The 20,112-nt window shown below is 73.1% G+C and carries 25 protein-coding genes; 17 read left to right on the top strand and 8 right to left on the bottom strand.

Annotated elements, in window-relative coordinates; translation table 11 throughout:
• A partial coding sequence (locus tag EYA84_RS09230; RefSeq protein ID WP_131052624.1) for a thiol-disulfide oxidoreductase DCC family protein occupies window positions 1-209 on the top strand: 209 nt, incomplete at its 5' end.
• On the opposite strand, the gene EYA84_RS09235 is transcribed toward EYA84_RS09230, so the two are convergent.
• From EYA84_RS09235 to trxA, 3 genes are all read right to left on the bottom strand, one after another.
• Entirely contained in the window at window positions 188-1,120 is a 933-nt protein-coding gene (locus tag EYA84_RS09235; protein WP_131052625.1) for an HTTM domain-containing protein, read from the bottom strand. The two genes, EYA84_RS09230 and EYA84_RS09235, sit on opposite strands and share 22 nt — an antisense overlap.
• Window positions 1,117-1,557 (bottom strand): hypothetical protein, encoded by a 441-nt coding sequence (locus EYA84_RS09240; protein ID WP_131052626.1) that lies wholly within the window; start codon window positions 1,555-1,557, stop codon window positions 1,117-1,119. Before EYA84_RS09240 ends, EYA84_RS09235 begins: the two co-directional genes overlap by 4 nt.
• A 147-nt stretch (window positions 1,558-1,704) precedes the next feature.
• Window positions 1,705-2,067: a thioredoxin gene (gene trxA / locus EYA84_RS09245; RefSeq protein WP_131052627.1), complete on the bottom strand. Its 363-nt coding sequence runs from the start codon at window positions 2,065-2,067 to the stop codon at window positions 1,705-1,707.
• Window positions 2,068-2,608: 541 nt separating this feature from the next.
• Between trxA and EYA84_RS09250 the strand changes: the two genes are divergently transcribed.
• From EYA84_RS09250 to EYA84_RS09290, 10 genes are all read left to right on the top strand, one after another.
• Entirely contained in the window at window positions 2,609-3,085 is a 477-nt protein-coding gene (locus EYA84_RS09250) for a hypothetical protein (RefSeq protein WP_131052628.1), read from the top strand.
• 70 nt (window positions 3,086-3,155) lie between these two features.
• Window positions 3,156-3,779, top strand: coding sequence for an RNA methyltransferase (locus EYA84_RS09255; protein ID WP_131052629.1), 624 nt, complete (start codon window positions 3,156-3,158; stop codon window positions 3,777-3,779).
• An 82-nt stretch (window positions 3,780-3,861) separates the two neighbouring features.
• Entirely contained in the window at window positions 3,862-4,545 is a 684-nt protein-coding gene (locus EYA84_RS09260) for a TFIIB-type zinc ribbon-containing protein (protein ID WP_343232763.1), read from the top strand.
• A 115-nt stretch (window positions 4,546-4,660) separates the two neighbouring features.
• The gene (locus EYA84_RS32930; RefSeq protein ID WP_007455302.1) at window positions 4,661-4,819 is read left to right on the top strand and encodes a hypothetical protein; all 159 of its coding nucleotides are present in this window, start codon (window positions 4,661-4,663) and stop codon (window positions 4,817-4,819) included.
• Between the two features lie 6 nt (window positions 4,820-4,825).
• A complete protein-coding gene (locus EYA84_RS09265; protein ID WP_131052630.1) occupies window positions 4,826-5,701 on the top strand; it encodes a PH domain-containing protein in 876 nt (291 codons plus the stop codon).
• A 102-nt stretch (window positions 5,702-5,803) separates the two neighbouring features.
• Complete coding sequence (locus EYA84_RS09270) at window positions 5,804-6,586, top strand: SigE family RNA polymerase sigma factor (RefSeq protein WP_131052631.1); 783 nt, start codon at window positions 5,804-5,806, stop codon at window positions 6,584-6,586.
• Window positions 6,583-7,860 carry a hypothetical protein gene (locus tag EYA84_RS09275; RefSeq protein WP_131052632.1) on the top strand — a complete coding sequence of 426 codons (1,278 nt, stop codon included), beginning with the start codon at window positions 6,583-6,585 and terminating at the stop codon, window positions 7,858-7,860. The genes EYA84_RS09270 and EYA84_RS09275 overlap by 4 nt, the downstream gene beginning before the upstream one ends.
• A gap of 24 nt (window positions 7,861-7,884) precedes the next feature.
• Window positions 7,885-8,745 carry a PHP domain-containing protein gene (locus EYA84_RS09280; protein WP_131052633.1) on the top strand — a complete coding sequence of 287 codons (861 nt, stop codon included), beginning with the start codon at window positions 7,885-7,887 and terminating at the stop codon, window positions 8,743-8,745.
• A gap of 40 nt (window positions 8,746-8,785) precedes the next feature.
• Complete coding sequence (locus tag EYA84_RS09285; protein ID WP_131052634.1) at window positions 8,786-9,400, top strand: MarC family protein; 615 nt, start codon at window positions 8,786-8,788, stop codon at window positions 9,398-9,400.
• 169 nt (window positions 9,401-9,569) lie between these two features.
• On the top strand, window positions 9,570-10,412 hold the full coding sequence (locus EYA84_RS09290; RefSeq protein ID WP_394347555.1) for a RecB family exonuclease: 843 nt from the start codon (window positions 9,570-9,572) through the stop codon (window positions 10,410-10,412).
• Window positions 10,413-10,498: 86 nt separating this feature from the next.
• On the opposite strand, the gene EYA84_RS09295 is transcribed toward EYA84_RS09290, so the two are convergent.
• Entirely contained in the window at window positions 10,499-11,356 is an 858-nt protein-coding gene (locus EYA84_RS09295) for an oxygenase MpaB family protein (RefSeq protein WP_131052636.1), read from the bottom strand.
• Between the two features lie 31 nt (window positions 11,357-11,387).
• Window positions 11,388-11,816, bottom strand: a complete 429-nt coding sequence (locus EYA84_RS09300) for a Fur family transcriptional regulator (protein ID WP_131052637.1) — start codon at window positions 11,814-11,816, stop codon at window positions 11,388-11,390.
• Between the two features lie 198 nt (window positions 11,817-12,014).
• Between EYA84_RS09300 and EYA84_RS09305 the strand changes: the two genes are divergently transcribed.
• Entirely contained in the window at window positions 12,015-12,500 is a 486-nt protein-coding gene (locus tag EYA84_RS09305; protein WP_131052638.1) for a DUF2231 domain-containing protein, read from the top strand.
• A gap of 13 nt (window positions 12,501-12,513) precedes the next feature.
• Here the strand turns inward: EYA84_RS09305 and EYA84_RS09310 are convergent, their stop codons facing one another.
• Entirely contained in the window at window positions 12,514-13,020 is a 507-nt protein-coding gene (locus EYA84_RS09310; protein ID WP_131052639.1) for a hypothetical protein, read from the bottom strand.
• A 137-nt stretch (window positions 13,021-13,157) separates the two neighbouring features.
• Between EYA84_RS09310 and EYA84_RS32935 the strand changes: the two genes are divergently transcribed.
• The gene (locus EYA84_RS32935; protein ID WP_162854344.1) at window positions 13,158-13,334 is read left to right on the top strand and encodes a hypothetical protein; all 177 of its coding nucleotides are present in this window, start codon (window positions 13,158-13,160) and stop codon (window positions 13,332-13,334) included.
• A gap of 91 nt (window positions 13,335-13,425) precedes the next feature.
• Here EYA84_RS32935 and EYA84_RS09315 read toward each other — a convergent pair whose 3' ends face one another.
• The gene (locus tag EYA84_RS09315; protein ID WP_131052640.1) at window positions 13,426-13,785 is read right to left on the bottom strand and encodes an FmdB family zinc ribbon protein; all 360 of its coding nucleotides are present in this window, start codon (window positions 13,783-13,785) and stop codon (window positions 13,426-13,428) included.
• A 61-nt stretch (window positions 13,786-13,846) separates the two neighbouring features.
• The gene (locus EYA84_RS09320; RefSeq protein WP_236145678.1) at window positions 13,847-14,476 is read right to left on the bottom strand and encodes a 5-formyltetrahydrofolate cyclo-ligase; all 630 of its coding nucleotides are present in this window, start codon (window positions 14,474-14,476) and stop codon (window positions 13,847-13,849) included.
• Between the two features lie 118 nt (window positions 14,477-14,594).
• Here EYA84_RS09320 and EYA84_RS09325 point away from each other — a divergent pair, with 118 nt between their 5' ends.
• The 4 genes from EYA84_RS09325 to EYA84_RS09340 are packed head-to-tail and all read left to right on the top strand — an operon-like array spanning window position 14,595 to window position 19,789.
• Window positions 14,595-16,844 carry a diguanylate cyclase gene (locus tag EYA84_RS09325; RefSeq protein ID WP_162854345.1) on the top strand — a complete coding sequence of 750 codons (2,250 nt, stop codon included), beginning with the start codon at window positions 14,595-14,597 and terminating at the stop codon, window positions 16,842-16,844.
• 9 nt (window positions 16,845-16,853) lie between these two features.
• Entirely contained in the window at window positions 16,854-17,807 is a 954-nt protein-coding gene (locus EYA84_RS09330) for a UTP--glucose-1-phosphate uridylyltransferase (RefSeq protein ID WP_131052642.1), read from the top strand.
• Window positions 17,804-19,117 carry a gephyrin-like molybdotransferase Glp gene (glp, locus tag EYA84_RS09335; protein WP_131052643.1) on the top strand — a complete coding sequence of 438 codons (1,314 nt, stop codon included), beginning with the start codon at window positions 17,804-17,806 and terminating at the stop codon, window positions 19,115-19,117. The genes EYA84_RS09330 and glp overlap by 4 nt, the downstream gene beginning before the upstream one ends.
• Window positions 19,118-19,147: 30 nt before the next feature.
• Window positions 19,148-19,789: a GNAT family N-acetyltransferase gene (locus EYA84_RS09340; RefSeq protein ID WP_131052644.1), complete on the top strand. Its 642-nt coding sequence runs from the start codon at window positions 19,148-19,150 to the stop codon at window positions 19,787-19,789.
• Window positions 19,790-20,112 lie beyond the last annotated feature (323 nt).

The following is a 20,112-nucleotide window of genomic DNA, read 5'->3' on the forward strand; positions in this document are numbered from 1 at the left end:
GTCCGGACGCCATCGCCGCGCTGCTGGCCGGCAGCGGCCGACTCTGGCGGATCGCCGGGGCCGGGCTGCGGTTCCCGCCGGTACGCGCCGTCGCCTGGCCGGCGTACCGCTGGGTGGCCCGCAACCGGCACCGGATGCCGGGCGGTACGGCCGCCTGCTCCCTGCCGCAGGAGACGCGCGACCGCCTCTACGGTCCGTCGGCGGGCTGAGTGCCGGACGTCGTCGGCGACGTCTCGGCGCGCGGGGGCGGCGGTGCGCCGATCCCCACGTCCGGTGTGGCGCGGGCGCCCGAGGTCCGACGGGTCAGCAGCCGTCGTGCCAGGACCACCGGACGGACCTTCTCCAGCGGCAGGAAGCTGGTCATGGCGACCAGGTGCGGCGCGAACGAGATGGTGATGGTCGCGACGGTGACCAGGTGGAACGAGTAGAAGAAGCCGACCGTGGCGTGCCGCCACCGGGCCGGGATCACGAAGATCGCCGGGCTGAGCAGCTCGAAGGCGAGGATGCCGAACTGGGCGACGAGCAGCAGGTGGGGCACCTGGGCGAGCAGGTCGGCGAGGTCGGTGCCCCGGCGGATGATCGCCTTGGCCAGCACCGAGCCGGTCGCCCAGTCCAGGCCGCCGAAGCGGAACTTGGCCAGGGCGGCGAGGAAGTAGGTGCAGATCACGGCGATCTGGGTGACCCGCAGGGCCCAGCCGCCGGCCTCGGTGGGCGTGGCGTCCCCGTGTCGGGCGCGGCCGGCGGTCGGTAGCACCGCGAGCGCGACGAGCAGGGCGAACCGGTCGTGGTCCACCTTCCCGTAGCTCATCGCGACGATCATCCACTGGAAGTAGAGGGCGAAGACCGTCCACCCGAGCAGCCGGGGCGCCCGTCCGCTGGCGGCGGCCAGGGCGAGCAGCAGCAGGGCCCAGAAGACGACGCCGACCAGTGCCGGCTCGGGTGTGGGCAGCGGCAGCAGGCGACCGACGAACAGTGGTTGGTACATGTCGCCGGGCACGTCCACCTTGGCGCGTACCCACGGAGTGAAGACGACCAGGTCGGCGGCGACGAAGAGGTAGATCAGGGTGCGGAAGGCGGCGACCCGGCCGCGGGGGACCGCCTCGGTCAGCCAGCGGATCACGGGTTCACCTGCCAGCGCACGACCGTCTCGTCGGACCACAGTCCGGTGGGCCGGCGGTCGGTGATGTCGTGCCAGCGGATCACGATCCGGACCTCGGTCAGCCGGGGCGCGTCGGGCTGACGCCGCGCGTACGCCTCGGCGACCTCGCGCAGTCGGCTCGGGTCGGCGACGAACTGGGCCTGCTGGCCCTCGATCTCGGCGCGGCGGATGCCGGTCGCCCGTTCGCCGAGGTCGACCACGCTGCCGGTCTGGTCCACGCCCTCCACCCGGGTGTCCGGGGCGTCGGCGTCGGCCGGGTCCGAGGTGGAGTACATCCGGAAGGGCCCGAACGGGAAGTGGTCGTCGTCGCCCCAGGCCGTCCCGGCGAGCAGGAGGGTCAGGCCGAGTGCGGTGGCCGCCACCCGGATCGCGCGGCCGTGGTTCGTCAACGCATCCATCGGATGCCGAAGATACGGCACGGAAGCCCTGGTCCGGCTCCCGTCGACCGGCCTGTGTCGCAAGTGTGACGGGCCGGGCCGGTGGTGGCGGGCACACGCACCGACGGCCGGGCCCCGGTTGTCGGGCCCGGCCGTCGGTGGGGGAGGTCAGTGGTTGTGTTCGGCGAGCTTCTTGCGGACGTCGTCCATGTCGAGCGCCTGGACCTGCTCGATGAGGTTCTCCAGGGCCGACTCGGGCAGCGCGCCGGGCTGTGAGAAGACGATCACGCCGTCGCGGATGGCCATGATGGTCGGGATCGAACGGATGTCGAACTTGGCGGCGAGGCCCTGCTGCGCCTCGGTGTCCACCTTGCCGAAGGTGATCTCGGTGTGCTTGTCCGAGGAGCGCTCGTAGACCGGGGCGAACCGCTTGCACGGACCGCACCATTCGGCCCAGAAGTCGACCAGCACGATGCCGTCGCTCTCGGTCACCTGGTCGAAGTTAGCCGTGGTCAGCTCGACGGTTGCCATGTCTATCTCTCCGATCACGCGGAACGTCTACCCCTGGTGGAACCCGACCGTACCCCGACGCATTCCCGCCGGGGTGCCACCAAAACCCGGTCCTGGTCGCCTTGGGAGCCTTTGTCCACATCGATCGCCATCGGTCTTGTGGTGCGTCCGCAGATCGCAAATGCACGTCGCAATTGCGTGACCGGTTGTGATGGGAGCGGTTCCAAGGAGATCAGGCCCAGTAACTGCTACGACACGGTAACTTTGGCGTTGACAAGGACCGATTCGACCTGCGGAGATCGCTTCTGGGCGGATGTTTGGTCACGGTGGGTAATGTAACGAAAAGATAAATGTGACCTCGGTCTCTGTGCAGTCGGAGGGTCGTACGGCAGAATCTTGAAGCATCAGAGCGTGGGCGGCGGGTGCCGGGGAGGGCCCCGCCGCTCATTGCGTCCGGCCCCGGTTGTGACCGCTGAGTCCGACCGGTGTGGCCACCGCAGAACGGCCCTTCTTTCCGCCATCGGCCCGACCCGGCACATATGCTCGAGCCGGAGGTCCCGCCATGAGCGAGCGCAGTGCGCAGGTCACGATCGTCGCGGGCTATTCCGCCACCGAGTGGGAGCTGCTCACCGGGCTGCCCGGCCGCGTGATCGTGGTCGCCGCCCGGCCCGGCCCGGGACCCGCGTACTCGTCGGTGGCCGCCGGTCTCGCCGGACTGGACGCGGTCGCGGCCGGCCGGGTCTTCGACAGCGATCTCATCCGGGCGGTGGTGGCCACCGTCTACGCGCGCCACGACGGTGCGTCGGAGACCGGCGCGGAGCCTGACGATCCGGCGGACCTGCTCGCGGCGTGCCGGGCGGCGGTGCGGGTGCTGGAGCGGCGGGCCGACCCGGCCGACTCTGCGGCGTACCGGCAGTGGGTCCAGTCGGTGGGTGCCCGGGTGTGCCGTACCGCGTCGGCGGTGGTGCCGGGCGCGGAGCTGGCTCCGGCCGACCGTCGTTTCCTCGACCGGCTCGGTGGCGCACTCGCCCTGCGCTGAACCCCGCTCCTCGGCCGGGCGTCAGGGGCGCGCCGAAACTGGCGCGGCGGCGCGCGTACCCTGCGTGGTCGTGACCGGTGAGCAACTCGACGTCGGCGTGGGCCCGTGGCCCGGCGACCCGCCGGACGACCCCCGCTACGACCCGGAACTGCTTGCCGAGGGCGACCGGCGCAACGTGGTCGACCGGTACCGGTACTGGCGTCGCGAGGCGGTGGTCGCCGATCTGGACGAGCGGCGACACGACTTCCACGTGGCGATCGAGAACTGGCAGCACGACTTCAACATCGGCACGGTGGTCCGCAACGCGAACGCCTTCCTCGCCGCCGAGGTGCACATCGTCGGCCGCCGCCGGTGGAACCGGCGCGGGGCGATGGTGACCGACCGCTACCAGCACGTACGGCACCACGAGACGATCGAGCAGTTCGCCGACTGGGCGGCCGGGCAGGGCCTGTCGCTGGTCGGGATCGACAACCTGCCGGGCTCGCGTCCGATGGAGACCACCACGCTGCCCCGGCGTTGCGTGCTGCTGTTCGGTCAGGAGGGTCCCGGCCTCTCCGACGCCGCGCGGGCTGCCTGCGACCAGCTCTTCTCCATCGCCCAGTACGGCTCGACCCGGTCGATCAACGCGGGCGTGGCCAGCGGGATCGCCATGCACGCCTGGATCCGCGCGCACGCCGGTCCGCCGCCGGGCTGAACTGCCGCCACGCCGGGGTAAAGGCGCCGCTCCGCTTGACGGCTCGCCCGGACGGGGCGACGGTGGAGTGGTGACTGTTGCGGTGAGTTGTCCCAGATGTGGGGGGTCCGTGCGGGCACCGGACCTGATGCACGCCGAGTCGCGCTGCCCGGACTGCGGGCCGGTGGCGCCGCTGCACGTACCCGAGAACATCGGTGCGGAGATCGTGGCCAGCGTGGTGGAGCGGATCCAGTCGGCGGCACAACCGGCGCAACCGCCGGTCCCGCTGTGGTGCCCGTGGCCGCTGCCTCCCGGCTGGACCACCACCGGCGTGGCGTGGGCCGGCGACGACCGGATCGGGGTACGTGCCACCGCCGTCGCCTGTGCCGGCCCGGCGCCGCTCGGCGGTGGACCGGCCGATCTGGTCTTCGTGGCCGAGGAGCCGGGCGTCGGCCTGGGCACGCGGTACGCGGGAGTCCCCGGCCCGGACGCCGGTCCGGAGTTGGCCGAGGCGTTGACCGAGCCCGGTCCCGGGCATCCCGGTCATGTCGGGCGCGCGGGGATCCGGGTGGCCGGTCATCCCACTCCACTGTGGCTCGTGAGTTCCCTGACAGATCGAAGCGCGTACGCCGGCGAAGCTCGGGGAATGTGGCTGTATGCGATAGCCTGGCCGGCGAGTGCGGGGCATCTGCTCGCCGAGGACGTGCTCCTGCACGATCTGGTCGAGTGGACGCCGCCCGAACTCGTGTACGGCGCACCATCTCCGTACCTGCACGGGAAGGCCTGACGGCCCCCCGGAATGTCGGAGAACGGACGCAGATATTCACGGTACGACACCACGCTGATACTCTGGGTGCCGCTGAGGTAATCGGAACCCGGCGCCGTGCGAGAGGATGGCCCCCATGGTCAAGAAGGTCCTCACCTGGGCCGGTATCGCTTTCTTGATCTTCTTCGTAGCCTACCGGCCAAATTCTGCCGCAGACGTGTTCAAGTCTCTGGGCGGCGGGATCATGGACATCGCCCAGGGCTTCGGCGACTTCTTCACCAGCCTGGTCGCCTAGCCTCCGATGGGAAGCCCCTCCGGCCCACCCTTCGACCCCGACGACCCGGACCGGGCGCGCCGGGAACGCGACACCGAGCCGATACCCCGGATCGATCCTGACGACGGTCCGGGCTTCGGGTCCGGTGCGCGGCTCTCCGACGGGCCCGCCTTCTCCGACGACGCCGGCTACGGCGACGGCCCGGCCTACTCCGGGGAGACGCGCTCCGAGCGGGCCTGGGTACGCGATCCCGAGGGCGGCTACCAGCCCCCGCAGATCTCCGAGGAGGAACTGGCGGGGCTGCGCTCCGACGCCAGCGGCATGACACCCCGACGGGTGCTGCCGCTGGAGGACGAACCCAGCTCGCTGGTCGCCCGCTATCTCTTCCCGACCGAGCGTTACCGGGGCGAGTGGAAGCGGCACTGGATCCATCTCGTCACCCCGATCCTGATCGGGATCGCCGCCACCTTCGTGCTCGGCTACCTCTCCGGCTTCCTGGCCGGGCAGAACGTCGGCGCGCTCACCACGATCGCCGTACTCCTCTGGTTCGGTGTGATGGGCTGGGTGGCCTGGAAGGTCGCCGACTGGTGGTACGACAGGTTCATCCTGACCAACAAACGGGTGATGGTCGTCAACGGCATCATCACCCGGCGGGTCGCGATGATGCCGCTGGTCCGGGTCACCGACATGAAGTACGAGCAGACGCCGGCCGGGCGGGCGCTCAACTACGGCACCTTCGTGCTGGAGTCGGCCGGTCAGGAGCAGGCGCTGCGCGAGGTCAAGAACCTGCCCAACCCCAACGAGCTCTACCTGCGTGTGGTCGAGGAGATGTACGAGCCGCAGGCAGTCGAGGCGCGGTTGGGCAAGGAGCAGGACGAGGCCAAGGCCGACGACGGCGCCTGAAACTTTCCGACCGAACATCGGAGCCACTGCGCACCTTTCGCCCTCGACCCGCTACCCCGGGCCGTGGCAGGCTGCCGAGCAGGATCAGTTCGGGGGTGGCGTGTGGGCGGTAGCAATCCGTTGGAGGACGAGTTCCGCGACTTCGTCACGGCCCGTTCCGCCGCGCTGCTGCGCACCGCGTACCTGCTCACCGGTGACTGGGGCACCGCCGAGGACCTGCTCCAGACCGCGCTGACCAAGACGTACCTGGCCTGGAAGCGCCTCGGTGGTATCGAGGCCATCGAGCCGTACGCCCGGCGCGTCATGGTCAACACGTCGACGAGTTGGTGGCGGCGTCGCTGGCACGGCGAGCGACCGACCGAGGTGCTGCCGGAGCGCGCCGCCGCCGACGCGATCGAGCAGCAACTCGACCGTGACGTGCTCTGGCGGCACCTGCGCGCACTGCCCGCCCGGCAGCGCGCGGTGCTGGTGCTGCGCTACTACGAGGACATGTCCGAGGCGCAGACCGCCGCCCTGCTGGAGATCTCGCCGGGCACCGTCAAGAGCCAGTCCTCCCGCGCCCTGGCCACCCTGCGACGGCGACTCGGCGCGGAGGAGGCGATCACCCTCCCCGGCGCACCGACGCCCCCGGCCTCATCAGCGGCCACACCCACGCCGGCGGCCCGCCGGGCCGGTCGCCCGACCACCCGGTCCACGCCCACCACCAGGGCCACGCCCACCGCCAGGCTCCGCCCGGCCGCCGGGTCCGACGTACCACCTCCGGCCGACGCGCCGCCTTCTACCGGCCGAGGAGACCCGCAGGTTCCGGCCCTACGACCCGGGTCACCGCCCGAGGCGGCGGCGCCGCGGCAGCCGGACGACGCCCTGGTCGGAGAGCACCGGTGAACACCGTTTCCGGAGGTCGTGACAACCAGAGCGGGGCGCCGGAACGTCTCGTCAACATGTCGCAGGACGAGTTGGAGCGCGCCGTCCGGGAGACGTTCTCCCGGCAGGTGGCGACCCCGCGCGCCCCGCACGACCCGGCGGGTGCCGTGCTCCGCCGGGCCCACCGCATCCAACGTCGCCGCACGGTGGCCGGAATGAGCCTGGCCGCGTCCGCGATCGTGCTTGTCAGCGTCGGTGCGATGCACCTACGCGACGACCACCCGCCGCCCGGCGGCACGGTCGTGATCGCGGATCCGTACCCGGCACCGGACACGTACCGCACCGTCCTCCCGGCGCCCGGCCCGCGCACCGAGACTCCGCTGGCCGAGGTCGATCTGCTGGTGAACCGGACGATCGCCACCGCGCAGGGCCGCCGGGTGACCCTGATCGGGATCGGTGCGGTGGAGCGCGCACACCGTCTCACCGACGGGCGGGGCTGGCTGGCGGTCGGCGAACCGTCGCTGGCCGGGCGATCGCTCTGGGCGGTGGCGGCCGACGGGACCGCCCGGGTGCTGCTGGCGGGCGCCGACGAGATCGTCCTCGACCGGGACGGCCGGCAGGTCGCCTGGAAGCAGGACCGGGTGCTGGCCGCCGCCCGCATCGTGGACGGCGAACTGGCCGGCACCGTACGCGCCGACGCGCCGACCACGGCCGTACCGCTGCGGTTCGTCGACGGCGCGGTGCTGGTGCGACTCGACCCCGACCTTCCCGGGCACGTGCTCTGGCCGCTGCGGCCGGGCCCACTCGACGAGGGCACGGACCGGACCAGCCAGCGGATCTTCGGCGCACTGCCGGACGGACGCCTGGTCGGCGAGGTGTCCGCCGAGACGCCCGAGGACGCCTGCCTGACCCTGCTCGATCCGGTGGCCCTTCGCCCACCCGAGCCGCCGGCCTGCGGCCCCACGATCGAGGGAGCCGGCCTCGGTGCGGTCTCCCCGGACGGGCGGTGGCTGCTGGTCAACGGGCGCGTCGGCGAGCAGGACCGGGCGCTGCTGGTCGACCTGACCCGACTCGATTCGACCCGACTCGATCCGACCGTCCCGGTCCGGCCGGCCGGACCGGCGATGACCGGAGCGGTGTCCTGGAACCTGCCGGACGTGGCGCACTACGCCGACGCGACCGGTGCCCTGGTCCGGGTGGACGCCGAGCGGGTCCGCGCCGGTCGGTCCGCCGTCCGGGTCACCGTCCCCGGTCTGCGCGACGACGAGCCGCTGGTGGTGGTGACCGGTGGCTGACCGCCGGCCCGGTAGCGTCGGGCGATGACCCACCGGATCGACCTGCACACGCACTCCACGGCCAGCGACGGCACGCTCGCTCCCGCCGAGCTGGTCCGGGCCGCTGCCGAGGCCGGGCTGGACGTGGTGGCGATCACCGACCACGACACCACCGCCGGCTGGGCGCCGGCCCTGCGGGCGCTGCCGCCCGGACTGCGCCTGATCCGCGGTGCGGAGCTGTCCTGCCGGTGGTACGGCGAGCAGCCACCGATGTCGCTGCATCTGCTGGCGTACCTGTTCGACCCGGACCATCCGGAGCTGGTCGCCGAGCTGACCCGGATGCGGGCCGCCCGGCTGGCCCGTGGCGAACGGACCGTGGAACTGCTGCGTGCCGACGGTGTCGACGTGCGATGGCCGGAGATCCTCGCCACGGCGGGCGGTGGGACCGTCGGGCGACCACACATCGCCCAGGCGCTGATTCGGGCCGGGCTGGTCGCCACCACCAGTGCGGCGTTCGGACCGGAGTGGCTGGGCGAGCGGTACCGCCTGCCGAAGGAGGACATCGACGTCTTCCACGCGGTCCGGCTGGTCCGGGCGGCCGGCGGGGTGCCGGTCTTCGCCCACCCCCGCGCCAGTCGACGTGGCCCGGTCGTGCCGGACACGCTGATCGCCGAACTGGCGGCGATCGGCCTGGCCGGTCTGGAGGCCGACCACGAGGACCACTCGCCCGCCGAGCGGGCCCACGTCCGTGGACTCGCTGCCGACCTGGGCCTGCTGGTGACCGGGTCGTCGGACTTCCACGGCACGCACAAGACCGTCCGGCTCGGCGCCTTCACCACCGCGCCCGAGGCGTACGAGCGTCTCGTCGCCGCCGCGTCCGGGGTGACCGAGGTCGCTTCGGGCTGACCTCGCGTTCCGCCCCGCCGACCGCCGCTACGGTGACCGGGTGGATCTCAAGCTCTTCGGCGAGGTCTTCGTGACCCTGCTGGTGATCGTCGACCCGCCCGGCATGATGCCGATCTTCCTGGCGTTGACCGGTCCGCTGTCGGCCCGCGAGCGCAACCGGGCTGCCTGGCAGGCGGTCGCGCTGGCGCTCGGCGTGATCGTGGTCTTCGCGGTCGCCGGCCAGACCCTGCTCGCCTACCTGCACGTCGACCTGCCGGCGTTGCAGGCGGCCGGTGGGCTGCTGCTGATCCTGGTGGCGTTGGAGCTGCTCACCGGCAAGACCGACGACCCGACCAAGCAGGCCACCTCCAACATCGCCCTGGTGCCCCTGGGTACGCCGCTGCTGGCCGGTCCCGGCGCGATCGTGGCGACCATGCTCTTCGTCCAGCGGGCGGACCGGACGGCCGACTACACCGCCATCGCCGCCGCGATCGTCGCGGTGATGCTCGCGGTCTGGGTGGTGCTGCGCTTCTCCGGCGGGATCGTCAAGGTGCTACGCCCGGGCGGCATCGAGGTGCTCACCCGGATCGCCGGCCTGCTGCTGGCCGCGATCGCCGTGCAGCTCATCGCGGACGCGATCGCCGCGTTCGTGGCCCAGTACAGCGGCGCCGGTTGAGATCGGCCGGCCCTGTCGCCGGTCGCGCTGAGCGCCGCCGCTGCGACTGTCGGAGGTGGATGGCAGGATCGGGAACGTGCGACGAGCCTCCCCCGCAGGACGACCCGCCGCCGGTGGCCGTGCCCCCCGGCCCCGCGACGCGCAGCCCGAGCAGCTCGGATTCGAGGGCATGCCGGAGCGGCTGTTCGTCTGCACCCCGAGCAAACTCGGTGCGTACGCGGACTGTCCCCGGCGCTACCGCTACTCCTACGTCGACCGTCCCGCCCCGCCCAAGGGGCCGCCGTGGGCGCACAACTCCCTCGGCGCCAGCGTGCACACCGCCCTGAAGAACTGGTATGCGCTGCCCGTCGACCGGCGCCGCCCGGAGGTGCTGCCCACCCTGCTCAAGGGCACCTGGGTGCGGGACGGCTACCGCGACGACGCGCAGGAACGGGACGTCTACCGGCGGGCACTGGGTTGGCTGGAGACGTACGTCGGCGGGCTCGACCCGGCTGACGAGCCGCTCGGCGTGGAGCGGGTGGTGGCCACCAAGACCGGGGTGCTGGCGTTCAACGGGCGCACCGACCGGATCGACTCCCGACCCGGCCCGGACGGCCCCGAGCTGGTCATCGTCGACTACAAGACCGGCCGCACCGGGCTGGACGCCGACGACGCCCGGGGCTCGCAGGCGTTGGCGCTCTACGCGTACGCGGCCGAGCGGGTGTTCCGTCGCCCGTGCCGTCGGGTCGAACTGCACCACCTGCCCAGTGGCACGGTCGCCGCGCACGAGCACACCGTCGACTCGCTGGCCCGGCAGGTGACCCGGGCCGAGCAGACCGCCCAGGACATCATGGCCGCCGAGCGGTCGGTCACCGACGGCGGCGACCCGGACACCGCCTTCCCGACCACGCCCGGCCCGCGCTGCTCCTGGTGCGACTTCCGGCGTACCTGCCCGGCCGGTGCCGAGCAGCCGGGCAAGGAGCCCTGGGCGGCCGTCGACCGTCCCACCGCGCCGCCGGCCGAGCCGGGCTGAGCCCGCGCTGAGCCTGACTGAGCCGGAGCCGCGCCGAGCCGTCCCGCCAGGATCTCGCCGAGCGAGCCAGGGGAGCAGCCGTCCGGTCAGCCGGACAGGGCTGCCACCCGGGCCGCCCGTTCCTCGGCGGCGCGCCGCATCGGTCCTTCCCGCCAGTCGCGTGGCAGGGCGGTGAGGGCGAGCCGGAGCGCGCGTACCGTCACGTCCGCCGACAGGGCGGTGGTCGGCAGGCCCAGCCCGCCGTACAGTCGCCGGGCCCAGCCGGGCAGCAGCGCCAGCGCGGTGCCGGCCACGCCGAAGTACGCCCACCTCAGCGGCCCGAGGTTGAGCCCGAACCGGGCGGGCAGGCTGAGTTTCCACGGCAGCGGCGGCGCGGTCAGGAACAGGGCCGTCTCGGCGGCCTCCTTGGTCATGCGCAACTCCGGGCGAACCCGGCGGTAGTACTCGGCCACCTCGGCGGCGGTGCCCGGCACCGTCTCCGGATCCAGCCCGACCAGTGCGGCGGACCGGCGCTGCTCGGTGTAGTAGCCGTCCACCTCGGCGTCGTCCAGTGGTACGCCGGCCCGGCGCGCGGTGTCGAGGAACGACTCCACCTCGGTGACGTGCACCCAGCGCAGCAGGTCCGGCTCGTCGACCCGGAACCGCTCCCCGGTGGCCGGGTCGACGGCCGTCATCCGGGCGTGCAGCCGACGCAGCCGTAGCCCGGCCTCCTCCGCCTCGGCCGTGGTGCCGTAGACGGTGGTGCCGACGTAGTTGGCGGTGCGGATCAGCCGGCCCCAGGCGTCCCGGCGGTAGTTGCTGTTCTGGGCGACCCCGGCCATCGCCCGGGGGTGCAGTGCCTGGAGGTAGAGCGAGCGCAGCCCGGCGAGGAGCAGGATCGGCTCCGCGTGCAGTTTCCAGGTGACCGAGTCGGGACCGAACAGGCCGGTGTCAGTGGAATCCACCCACCAAGGGTGCCACGGCCTGCCGAAACGTTCAGGAGTCGGCGGAGCGGCGGGCCTGGCAACCGGGACAGAGCCCCCAGAAGGTGACTTCCGCCTCGTCGACGTGGAAGCCGACCGCGACCCGCGGATCCAGGCAGGGGGCCTCGCCGACGGCGCAGTCCACGTCGGCGATCTCGCCGCAGCCACGGCACACCATGTGGTGGTGGTTGTCACCGACCCGGGCCTCGTAACGGGCGGGACCGCCGGCCGGTGCGATCCGGCGGGACAGCCCGGCGCGGGAGAGCGCCCCCAGCACGTCGTAGACCGCCTGCGTGGAGACCGAGTCGATCCGCTCGCGTACCCGTCGGGTGATCTCGTCGACGTCCAGGTGACCGCCGTCCGCCAACACGTCGAGTACGGCGAGGCGTGGCCGGGTGACCCGCAGGCCGTGCGACCGCAGCAGATCCTCACCCCTGGACATGTGTCAATGACAGCACGCTCGCACCGACCGGACAACAGACCGGCGGGTTCGGTGGCTCGGGCCACAACCAGCCCCTTCCGGGTGACGTGTCGGTGAACCCTGGGCGCCGATGGGCCGTGTCAAGCAGAAGCGCACTGGGCGGGGCCCACCCCGGCCCGTACGCTGACAGGTCACGATCACCTACCGCCGGAGGTGCGGATGTTCGAGAAGGCGCTGGGCCTGCCCATGCACGTGCTCGTCGTGCATGCGGTCGTGGTCTTCGTACCACTGCTGGTGTTGCTCGCCGCCGCGTACATCGCGCTGCCGAGATTCCGTTCCCGCCTGGACTGGGCGGTGGCGGTCCTCGCGATCGCCGCGCCGATCACGGCGTTCGTCGGCAAGCAGTCCGGCGAGGCCCTGCAGGAACGGCAGATCGCCAGAGGCTTCTCCGGCGAGATCATCGACCAGATGAACGCGCACGCCGCCTACGGTGACGTGCTGTTCCTGATCACGCTGGGTCTCGCCGTGGTGACGATCCTGCTGCTGGTCGCGACCAGCAGCCACCCCCGGGCGCCGAAGCTGCCGACCTGGTCGACGCCGGTGCTGTCGGTGCTGGTGATCGGGGCGGGTGTGGCCGCGCTCGTCTACGTCTGGCTCACCGGTCACTCGGGTTCCGAGATGGTCTGGGGCAACACCTTCGACTGACGGCCCGCCTCGTTCAGAGGAACGCCCGCGAGCAGAGCAGGCAGACCACCACCACGAGGACGGCGCCCGCGATCCCGCCGATCACCCAGGTCACCCGCTGCGCCCGCTGCTCCTGCGTGTCCAGCGCCGTCATGTCCTGTGCCGGTAGCCGCCGTGGCGGTGCCGCCTGGAGATGCACCGGCGGACGCCATCCGGGCGGCGGCGCGGTGGTGGGCGGTGGCCCGCCGTACCCGGCCGGTCGGTGACCACCCGGGGAGCCGGCGCCCGGACCGGTCGCGACGTCGTCGGCGGGGGCCGTCGGCGGACGCCAGGGATCGTCGGACGCGGGTCGGCGTGGCACGGGGGCGCCCGGTGCGGGCAACCCGCCGGCACCGGGTGGGGACTCCGGCCGGGGGTCGGGCGGGGACTCCGGCCGGGCACGGGTGGCGGACTCCGCACCGGTGTCGGGCGTGGGCCCGTCCCCGGTGACGGGCCGGCGCCAGGGATCGTCGGAGGCCGGGCCGGGGTGGGGCGTCGTCACGCCGTCCGACGCTACCAACGACCGGTGTGCCACGCCGTCGGCCGCGCCGTGACCCCGTACGCCGTGCTCGTTCAGCCCGCACAGTCCGTGGTCGGCGGTTCGGGAGCGGTCCGGTGGTTGCGTTAGCCTTGGCGCTCGTGACGAGTGGGAATCCCGGTGGGCGGCGCGACGACGATCGCGCGGTCGACCTGAGCGACGACGACTTCGTGGTGCTGCCGGAACAGAGCGCCGACGACACCGATCGCGGGTGGGGCGAGCGGACCGGCGGCAACGACGACCGGCTGCTCGCCGAACGCCCGCCGCACTGGGACTGAAACGCCCTGCCGAGCCGGGACCGCGCCGGGCCGTCGCCCGGCGACCGTCGCGATCGACGAGGCGGGCGACGCGTACCCGGTCGGGGCCCGGTCAGGGGGTGCTGGCCGCCGCCGGAGCCTTGCTCGTGCCGCCGCCGGAGGAGTTGCCCGACGAGCCGGTGCTGCCACCCGACGTGCTGCTCGACGAGGAGGTCGAGCCGGTCGAGGAGGACGACGACTCGGACGTACCCGACTTGCTCGGGCTCGACGTGGTGTCGGTGCTCGCCGAGCCGTTCGAGCGGGAGTCGGTGCGGTAGAAACCGGAGCCCTTGAAGACGATGCCGACGGAGTTGAAGACCTTCCGCAGCCGCCCCTCGCACGCCGGGCAGTCGGTCAGCGGCTCGTCGGAGAAGGACTGCACCGCCTCGAGCTGGTGACCGCACGTGGTGCAGGCGTACTGGTACGTGGGCACGTTCTCCTCCGGGTCTGACACGGCCGGTTGGCACTCGACGTATTCGAGTGCCAATGGTGCGTCATCGGGGGCCGGTTCGTCCAGCGGAAGTGTGTGGCGCGACACCCGAGAGCGGGAGCAGGCCGCCGCTCGGGGTGAGCGCCGCGCGTACCGGACGGTCGTGGGGCTCGGCCGGGACCTCGTCGAGCAGCTCGCCGTCGTACAGCGGCGTCACCGTGAGGGCGGTCGCCGGCACCCGGGCCAGCGCCCGGTCGTACGAGCCGCCACCCCGACCCAGGCGTACGCCCCGGCGGTCGACGGCCAGGGCGGGCACCACGACCACTTCGGCCGTGGCGATCGCGTCGAGACCCAGCCGAGGGGTGTCCGGCTCGCGGATGCCCCGACCGGCGGCGACCATCGCGTCGGCTCCCGCCCAGCGGGCCCAGTCCAGGTCCAGGTCGTCGCGGAGCACCGGCAGCAGCAGCTCGGCGCCGGGCGGCAACGCGTCGGCGAGCACCGCCGGCAGGTCCGGGCCGCCCGGCTCACCGCCCGCCGGCGCGTACGCGGCCACCCGGGTCGGCCGTAGTCGGCGTACCAGGTCGACGAGTGCGGCCTGGACGGCTCCGGCGGCGCTCTCCCGCTCGGCGGCGGTGTACGCCCGACGGCGGGCCAGCAGCGTCACCCGTGCCGCCCGCTTCGCGTCATGCGTCACTTCCGCTCCTTCCGCAAATTCAGGCACGCAACACCCCTCACGCAACGCCTTTCCCGCCGTTGCTCTGTGTCAGCATCGCAGGCGACGGTCGCGCAACTTCCGGGGGGAAGGTGAGGCGTTGACGCTACGGGGGCGGTTGACCGCGTCGTTCCTGGCCGTGGCGTTCGGCCCGGTCCTGCTCGGTGCCGTCTTCGTCGCCTCCACCGTGGCGACCATGGACCGCAGCCGCGCCACCGAGCGGCTCGCGGTGGCCGCCACCGCCGTGCGCACCTCGATCGACGCGCTCTGCCAGCAACTCCGTGCCGCCGCGGACGCGGTCGCCCTCACCGCCGACCGGCCGGGTGCCGCCAGCCAGGTGGTCAGCCGGGGCCTGGCCTCGGCGGTGCTGGTCACCGACGTGACCGGCCGGGTCAGCTTCGCCACCCCGGACGCCCCACCGGCGCCCTGGCGGGACTGCGGCCCAGCGGAGCCGCCCGTGATCGGTCTCGGCGCGGTCTCCGCCGGGCCGGTCGGTGCGCTCGCCGTCCGGGTGGAAATGCGCGACCCGACCGGAACGGCGCTCGGCACCGTCTCCGCCGCCCAGCCGGTCGACCCCCGGTTCGTGGCGCGTCTCGCGGCGGTGACCGGCGTCGCGGTGACCCTGCTCGACGGCGGCGGCGTACCGCACGTCGCGCACACCACGGAGTCGGCGAACGGCCGGGACGAGGTGGTCGCCGCCGCCGCGTCGCTGCGCGGTGAGCGGGTGACCGGCACGCCGGACGGCCGGTACCTGCGCCGGGCCGGCCCGACCACCGGCCAGCCGCTGCACCTGGTGCTCTCGGTGCCCAGCGACCAGCCACCCGGGCTGCACGCCGTGCTGGTCGGCGTGGTGCTGCTCGCCGCCCTGCTGGGGGTGGCCGCCGCCTGGCGACTGGCGCGGGTGACCACCCGCCCGCTGGTGGAACTGGCCGGTGCGGTGGACCGGGTGGCAGCCGGTGACCTGACCGCCCGGGTGCCGGTACGCAGTGACGACGAGGTCGGCCGCCTCGCCGCCGCGTTCAACCGGATGGCCCAGGAGACCGGTGGCTATCTGGCGGCGTTGGCCAGCAGCCGCGACCAGCTACGCGGGCACCTCGCGGTGCTGGGCGACACCCTGGCCAGTACGCACGACCTGCAACGGATCCTGCGGGTGATCCTGCGCAGCGCGCTCGCCGCGACCGGCGCCCGGGCCGGTGCGGTGCTGCTCACCGAGCCCGGCGGCGTGCTGGTCGCCCAGTGCTCCGAGGGGCTCGACGGGTACTGGCCCGGCACCGGGTCGGTGCCGGTGGGCAGCGGTCTGCTGGGCGAGGTCGCGGCGACCGGCCGACCCTGCCGGGGACGGGTGGACCCGGCCGACACCGACGGCGAACCGCCCTGCCGGACGTACGTCGCGGTGCCGTTCACCACGCCCGAGGCGACCGTGCGCGCCGAACCCGGCCCGGGGTGCGACGCCGCGACCGCCGGAACCCGGCCGGACGCGCCGGAGACAGTGCTCGGCGTGCTCGCCCTCTACGACCGACCGGGCGGAGCCGAGTTCGACGACGACGACCTGGCGACGCTGCGCACCTTCGCCGGGCACGCGGCGGTGGCGGTGGAGAACGTCCGCGTCCACGAGGAGGCGCAGCGGCTCTCGCTCACCGACCCGCTGACCGGGCTGTGGAACTACCGCTACCTGCGCGAGTCGGTGCGTCGCGAGGTGGAACGGGCCAGCCGGTTCGGTCGGACGGTCAGCGTCCTCGTGCTGGACCTGGACCGGTTCAAGCGGATCAACGACACGTACGGGCACCCGGCCGGGGACACCGTGCTGGCCGAGTTCGCCCGACGCGTACGGGGCGAGATCCGCGAGGTGGACCTCGCCTTCCGGCAGGGCGGGGAGGAGTTCGTGGTGCTGCTGCCGGAGACCGACGCCCGGGGCGCGACCATCGTCGCCGAGCGGCTCGCCACGGCCGTCCGGGACAGCCCGGTCTCCGTGGCGGGGCACGCCGGGGTGCCGGACCACGTCCCGGTGACGGTATCGATCGGGATCGCCGTCTTTCCGGACCACGCCGACACCGGACCGCAGGTGCTCCAGGCGGCCGACGAGGCGCTGTACGCCGCCAAGTCGGGTGGCCGGGACACCTGGCGGCTGGCTCCCGCCCGCGAGGCGTCCGCCACCCGGGAGCTACCGGTGCTGGTGGCGACCCGTAGCCCGCGGGACGGTCTGCCCCGGGCCGGACCCGAGGGCGATCCGGGCGAACCGACCACCGGCGACGAACCGGCCGGGGCCGGTTCCGCCGGGACCGGCAGAACTGCCCCGGCGGGCGGCGCGTCTTCCGGTCCTCACCCGCCGCGTCACGGCCCCGGCCGATAGTCTCGCGACATGTCGGAGCACTCAGCGAACCCCTCAGCGACCGCCGCCACCGGTCGTCCCCGTGCCGTCAAGGCCGTCATCCCGGCCGCCGGCCTGGCCACCCGGTTCCTGCCGGCGACCAAGGCGGTACCCAAGGAGCTGCTACCGGTCGTCGACCGCCCCGTGTTGCAGTACATCGTCGAGGAGGCCGCCCAGGCCGGTATCGGCGACGTGCTCCTGATCACCGGGCGCGGCAAGACATCGATGGTCGATCACTTCGATCGCCGCCCCGACCTGGAGGAGCGGCTCGCGGAGAAGCCCGAGCTGCTGGCCGCCGTCAAGCGCACCGAGGAACTGGCCGCCATCTACACCTGCCGGCAGCCCGAGCAGCTCGGCCTCGGCCACGCCGTCGGGTACGCCGAGTCGCACGTCGGCGACGAGCCCTTCGCGGTGATGCTCGGCGACGAGTTCGTCAACCTCTCCGAGCCGCTGCTGCCGGCCATGTTGGAGCTGCAGTCCCGTACCGGTGGCGTGGTGCTCGCCTTCTTCGAGGTCGACCCGGCGGAGACCACGCGCTACGGCATCGCCTCGGTCGAGCCCGCCGAGTCCGAGCTGACCGACATCGGCGAGGTCGTCCGGGTCACCGGCATGGTGGAGAAGCCCAAGCCGGAGGACGCCCCGAGCAACCTGGCCGTGCTCGGCAGGTACGTCCTGCCGGGCAGGATCTTCGACGCGATCCGGCGTACCGAGCCCGGCAGCGGCGGCGAGATCCAACTCACCGACGCCATGGAGCTGCTGCGGACCGAGGGCACTCCGGTGCACGCGATCGTCTACCGCGGCACCCGCTACGACACCGGTATGCCGCTGGGCTACCTGCAGACCGTCGTCCAGATCGCCGCCGAACGCGAGGACCTGGGCAGCGAGTTCCGCAAGTGGCTGACCGAGTTCGTCAACTCCGACGCGTCGGGCGGTCCGAATACATGACCGCGACGGCCGACGCCGAGGCGGCCGAAAACGGGTTGACGCCGCTCGCCGACTACCTGGGCAGTGTGCTGCGCAGGTTACGTGCGCTGCCTCCGCTCGACCTCGACCTCACCCAGGCGCACGGCAACGTCCTCGCCGAGGACGTCGTCGCTCCGCACTCGTTCCCGGCCTTCGACCAGGCGGCCGTGGACGGGTACGCCGCGCGCTGGGAGGACATCGCCGGCGGGACCCGGGGCGTGGGATACGTCCCGGCCCAGTCCGGCCGTCCGGGTGGTCGCACGATACGCCTCAACGTGGTCGGTGACCTCGGCGCGGCCAGTTGGCGGCCGGTCCGCCTCACCCCCGGCTCGTGCTTCTCGGTGGCCGCCGGAGCGCCACTCCCGGTCGCCGCCGACGTGGTCGTCCCGGTCGAGTGGACCGACCAGGGCATGGCCGCGGTGGAGATCTTCCGCGCCCCGAAGCGGGGCTACGGCGTACGCCGGGCCGGTGAGGAGGTGGCCGCCGGCACGATGCTCGCCCGCGCCGGCACGTACGTCTCACCGGCGCTGGTCGCGGTCCTCGCCGCCACCGGCATCGGGCACGTGGTGGTCCGCCCCAGCCCCCGGGTGGTGATCGTGGCCACCGGCGACGAACTGGTGGACGTCGGCCGGGGCAGCCAGCCCGGCCAGGTGGTGGACGCCAACTCGCACGCGTTGACCGCGGCGGCGGCGGAGGCGGGTGCCCTGGCGTACCGGGTGGGCATCTGCGACGACGACCCGGAGGGGCTGCGCGGCCTGCTGGAGGACCAGACCCTGCGGGCCGACCTGATCATCACCACCGGCGGCACCGGCACCGGCCCCGGCGACATGGTCCGCCGCATCCTGTCCCGGCGGGAGGGCAGCCGCGCCGGACCGGTCACCTTCACCGACGTGGCGCTCTATCCGGGCACCGCGCTCGGCTTCGGCACCGTCGGCGCCGAGGAGGTGCCGGTGGTGTGTCTGCCCGGCGACCCGGGTGCCGCGATGATCGGTTTCGAGGTGCTGGCCCGTCCCGCGATCAACCTGCTGGCCGGCGCCGAACCGGTGTTCCGCCCCAGCGTGCGGGCGCACCTGCTGGAGACGGTCTCCTCGCCGGTGGGTCTGCGCGAGTTCCGGCCCGCGCACGTCGCCGAGCGACGGGGTGGGGGTTACACTGTCCAACCGCTCAACGGCGGTCCGTTCACCCTCTCCGGTCTGGCGGAGGCGAACGGACTTCTCGTTCTCGGTGAGCGGGTCACCGCCGCCGCTGCCGGCTCCACCGTGGACGTGCTGCTGCTCGACCGTCGACGGTGAATCCGGGTGACGCTCGGGAGTGGAGGAGTGGTGCGGTTCCGACGGGCGCCCGGCTGGCCGGTGGTGCTCTCCGACGGTCCGGTGCTGCTGCGACCGTACCGACGCTCCGACGCGGCGGCGTGGTCCGAGGTGCGCTGCGCCAACCGGGAGTGGCTGGCCCCGTGGGAGTCCACGCCGGCCGGTGGCTGGACCGAACTGAACTCGCCGGCCACCTTCCGCTGGGTGTACCGCGACCAGCGGCGGTCGGCGCGTACCGGTGAGGGTATGCCGTTCGCGGTCTGCCTCTATGCCGACGGCCTGGAACGTCTGGTCGGGCACATCAACATCGGCAGCATCGTGCGTCGGGCGTTCTGCTCCGGCTACGTCGGGTACTGGGTGGACCGTCGGGTCGCCGGTCAGGGCGTGATCCCGACCGCGATGGCGCTCGCCGTCGACCACGCCTTCGGCCCGGGTGGACTGCACCGGGTCGAGGTCAACATCCGGCCGGAGAACGGGCCGTCGCGTCGCGTGGTGGAGAAGCTGGGCTTCCGCGAGGAGGCGTACCACGCGCGCTACATGCACATCGACGGTGCGTGGCGGGACCACATCGGGTACGCGATGACGAGCGAGGAGATCGCCGCCGAGGGCGGGCTGCTGGCCCGTTGGCACCGGCTGCGCGCCCGTACGCCGTGAGCCGTCCCACGTGCGGAATCGGCGCGGCGCGGTGGTTCCGGCCAGCCTGACCCGTAACCTCAGGTAACTGCAAGCTGCGGCAGGCGCTGCCCGCTCCGCATGATTCACGTCGCCGACGCCGATCGGTGAAAGATCCTGCGGCCGGTCGGCGGTTGCTCCGAATCTTGGTGACGGGAGGGGTGAGGGTGCCGACCTCGGTGCTCCTCGCCGTCCTCGCCGCCGCCGGTCTGCTCGCTCTCGCTCCGGCGCTGGTTCGCCGGTACGACGCCGCCGAGCGGTTGGTGGCGGAGCGGGCGCAGTCGACGGCGCGGGTGCTCCAGCGC

This window comes from Verrucosispora sp. SN26_14.1 (assembly GCF_004307965.1).
Classification (GTDB): Bacteria; Actinomycetota; Actinomycetes; order Mycobacteriales; family Micromonosporaceae; genus Micromonospora.

Coding starts and splice junctions, on each gene's coding strand:
- EYA84_RS09300 (WP_131052637.1), bottom strand. CDS start 11,816: ATGTCCAGGGGTGAGGATCTGCTGCGGTCGCACGGCCTGCGGGTCACC.
- EYA84_RS09290 (WP_394347555.1), top strand. CDS start 9,570: ATGCCGGAGCGGCTGTTCGTCTGCACCCCGAGCAAACTCGGTGCGTAC.
- glp (WP_131052643.1), top strand. CDS start 17,804: ATGACCGCGACGGCCGACGCCGAGGCGGCCGAAAACGGGTTGACGCCG.
- EYA84_RS09330 (WP_131052642.1), top strand. CDS start 16,854: ATGTCGGAGCACTCAGCGAACCCCTCAGCGACCGCCGCCACCGGTCGT.
- EYA84_RS09250 (WP_131052628.1), top strand. CDS start 2,609: ATGAGCGAGCGCAGTGCGCAGGTCACGATCGTCGCGGGCTATTCCGCC.
- EYA84_RS09240 (WP_131052626.1), bottom strand. CDS start 1,557: ATGGATGCGTTGACGAACCACGGCCGCGCGATCCGGGTGGCGGCCACC.
- EYA84_RS09305 (WP_131052638.1), top strand. CDS start 12,015: ATGTTCGAGAAGGCGCTGGGCCTGCCCATGCACGTGCTCGTCGTGCAT.
- EYA84_RS09265 (WP_131052630.1), top strand. CDS start 4,826: ATGGGAAGCCCCTCCGGCCCACCCTTCGACCCCGACGACCCGGACCGG.
- trxA (WP_131052627.1), bottom strand. CDS start 2,067: ATGGCAACCGTCGAGCTGACCACGGCTAACTTCGACCAGGTGACCGAG.
- EYA84_RS32930 (WP_007455302.1), top strand. CDS start 4,661: ATGGTCAAGAAGGTCCTCACCTGGGCCGGTATCGCTTTCTTGATCTTC.
- EYA84_RS09280 (WP_131052633.1), top strand. CDS start 7,885: ATGACCCACCGGATCGACCTGCACACGCACTCCACGGCCAGCGACGGC.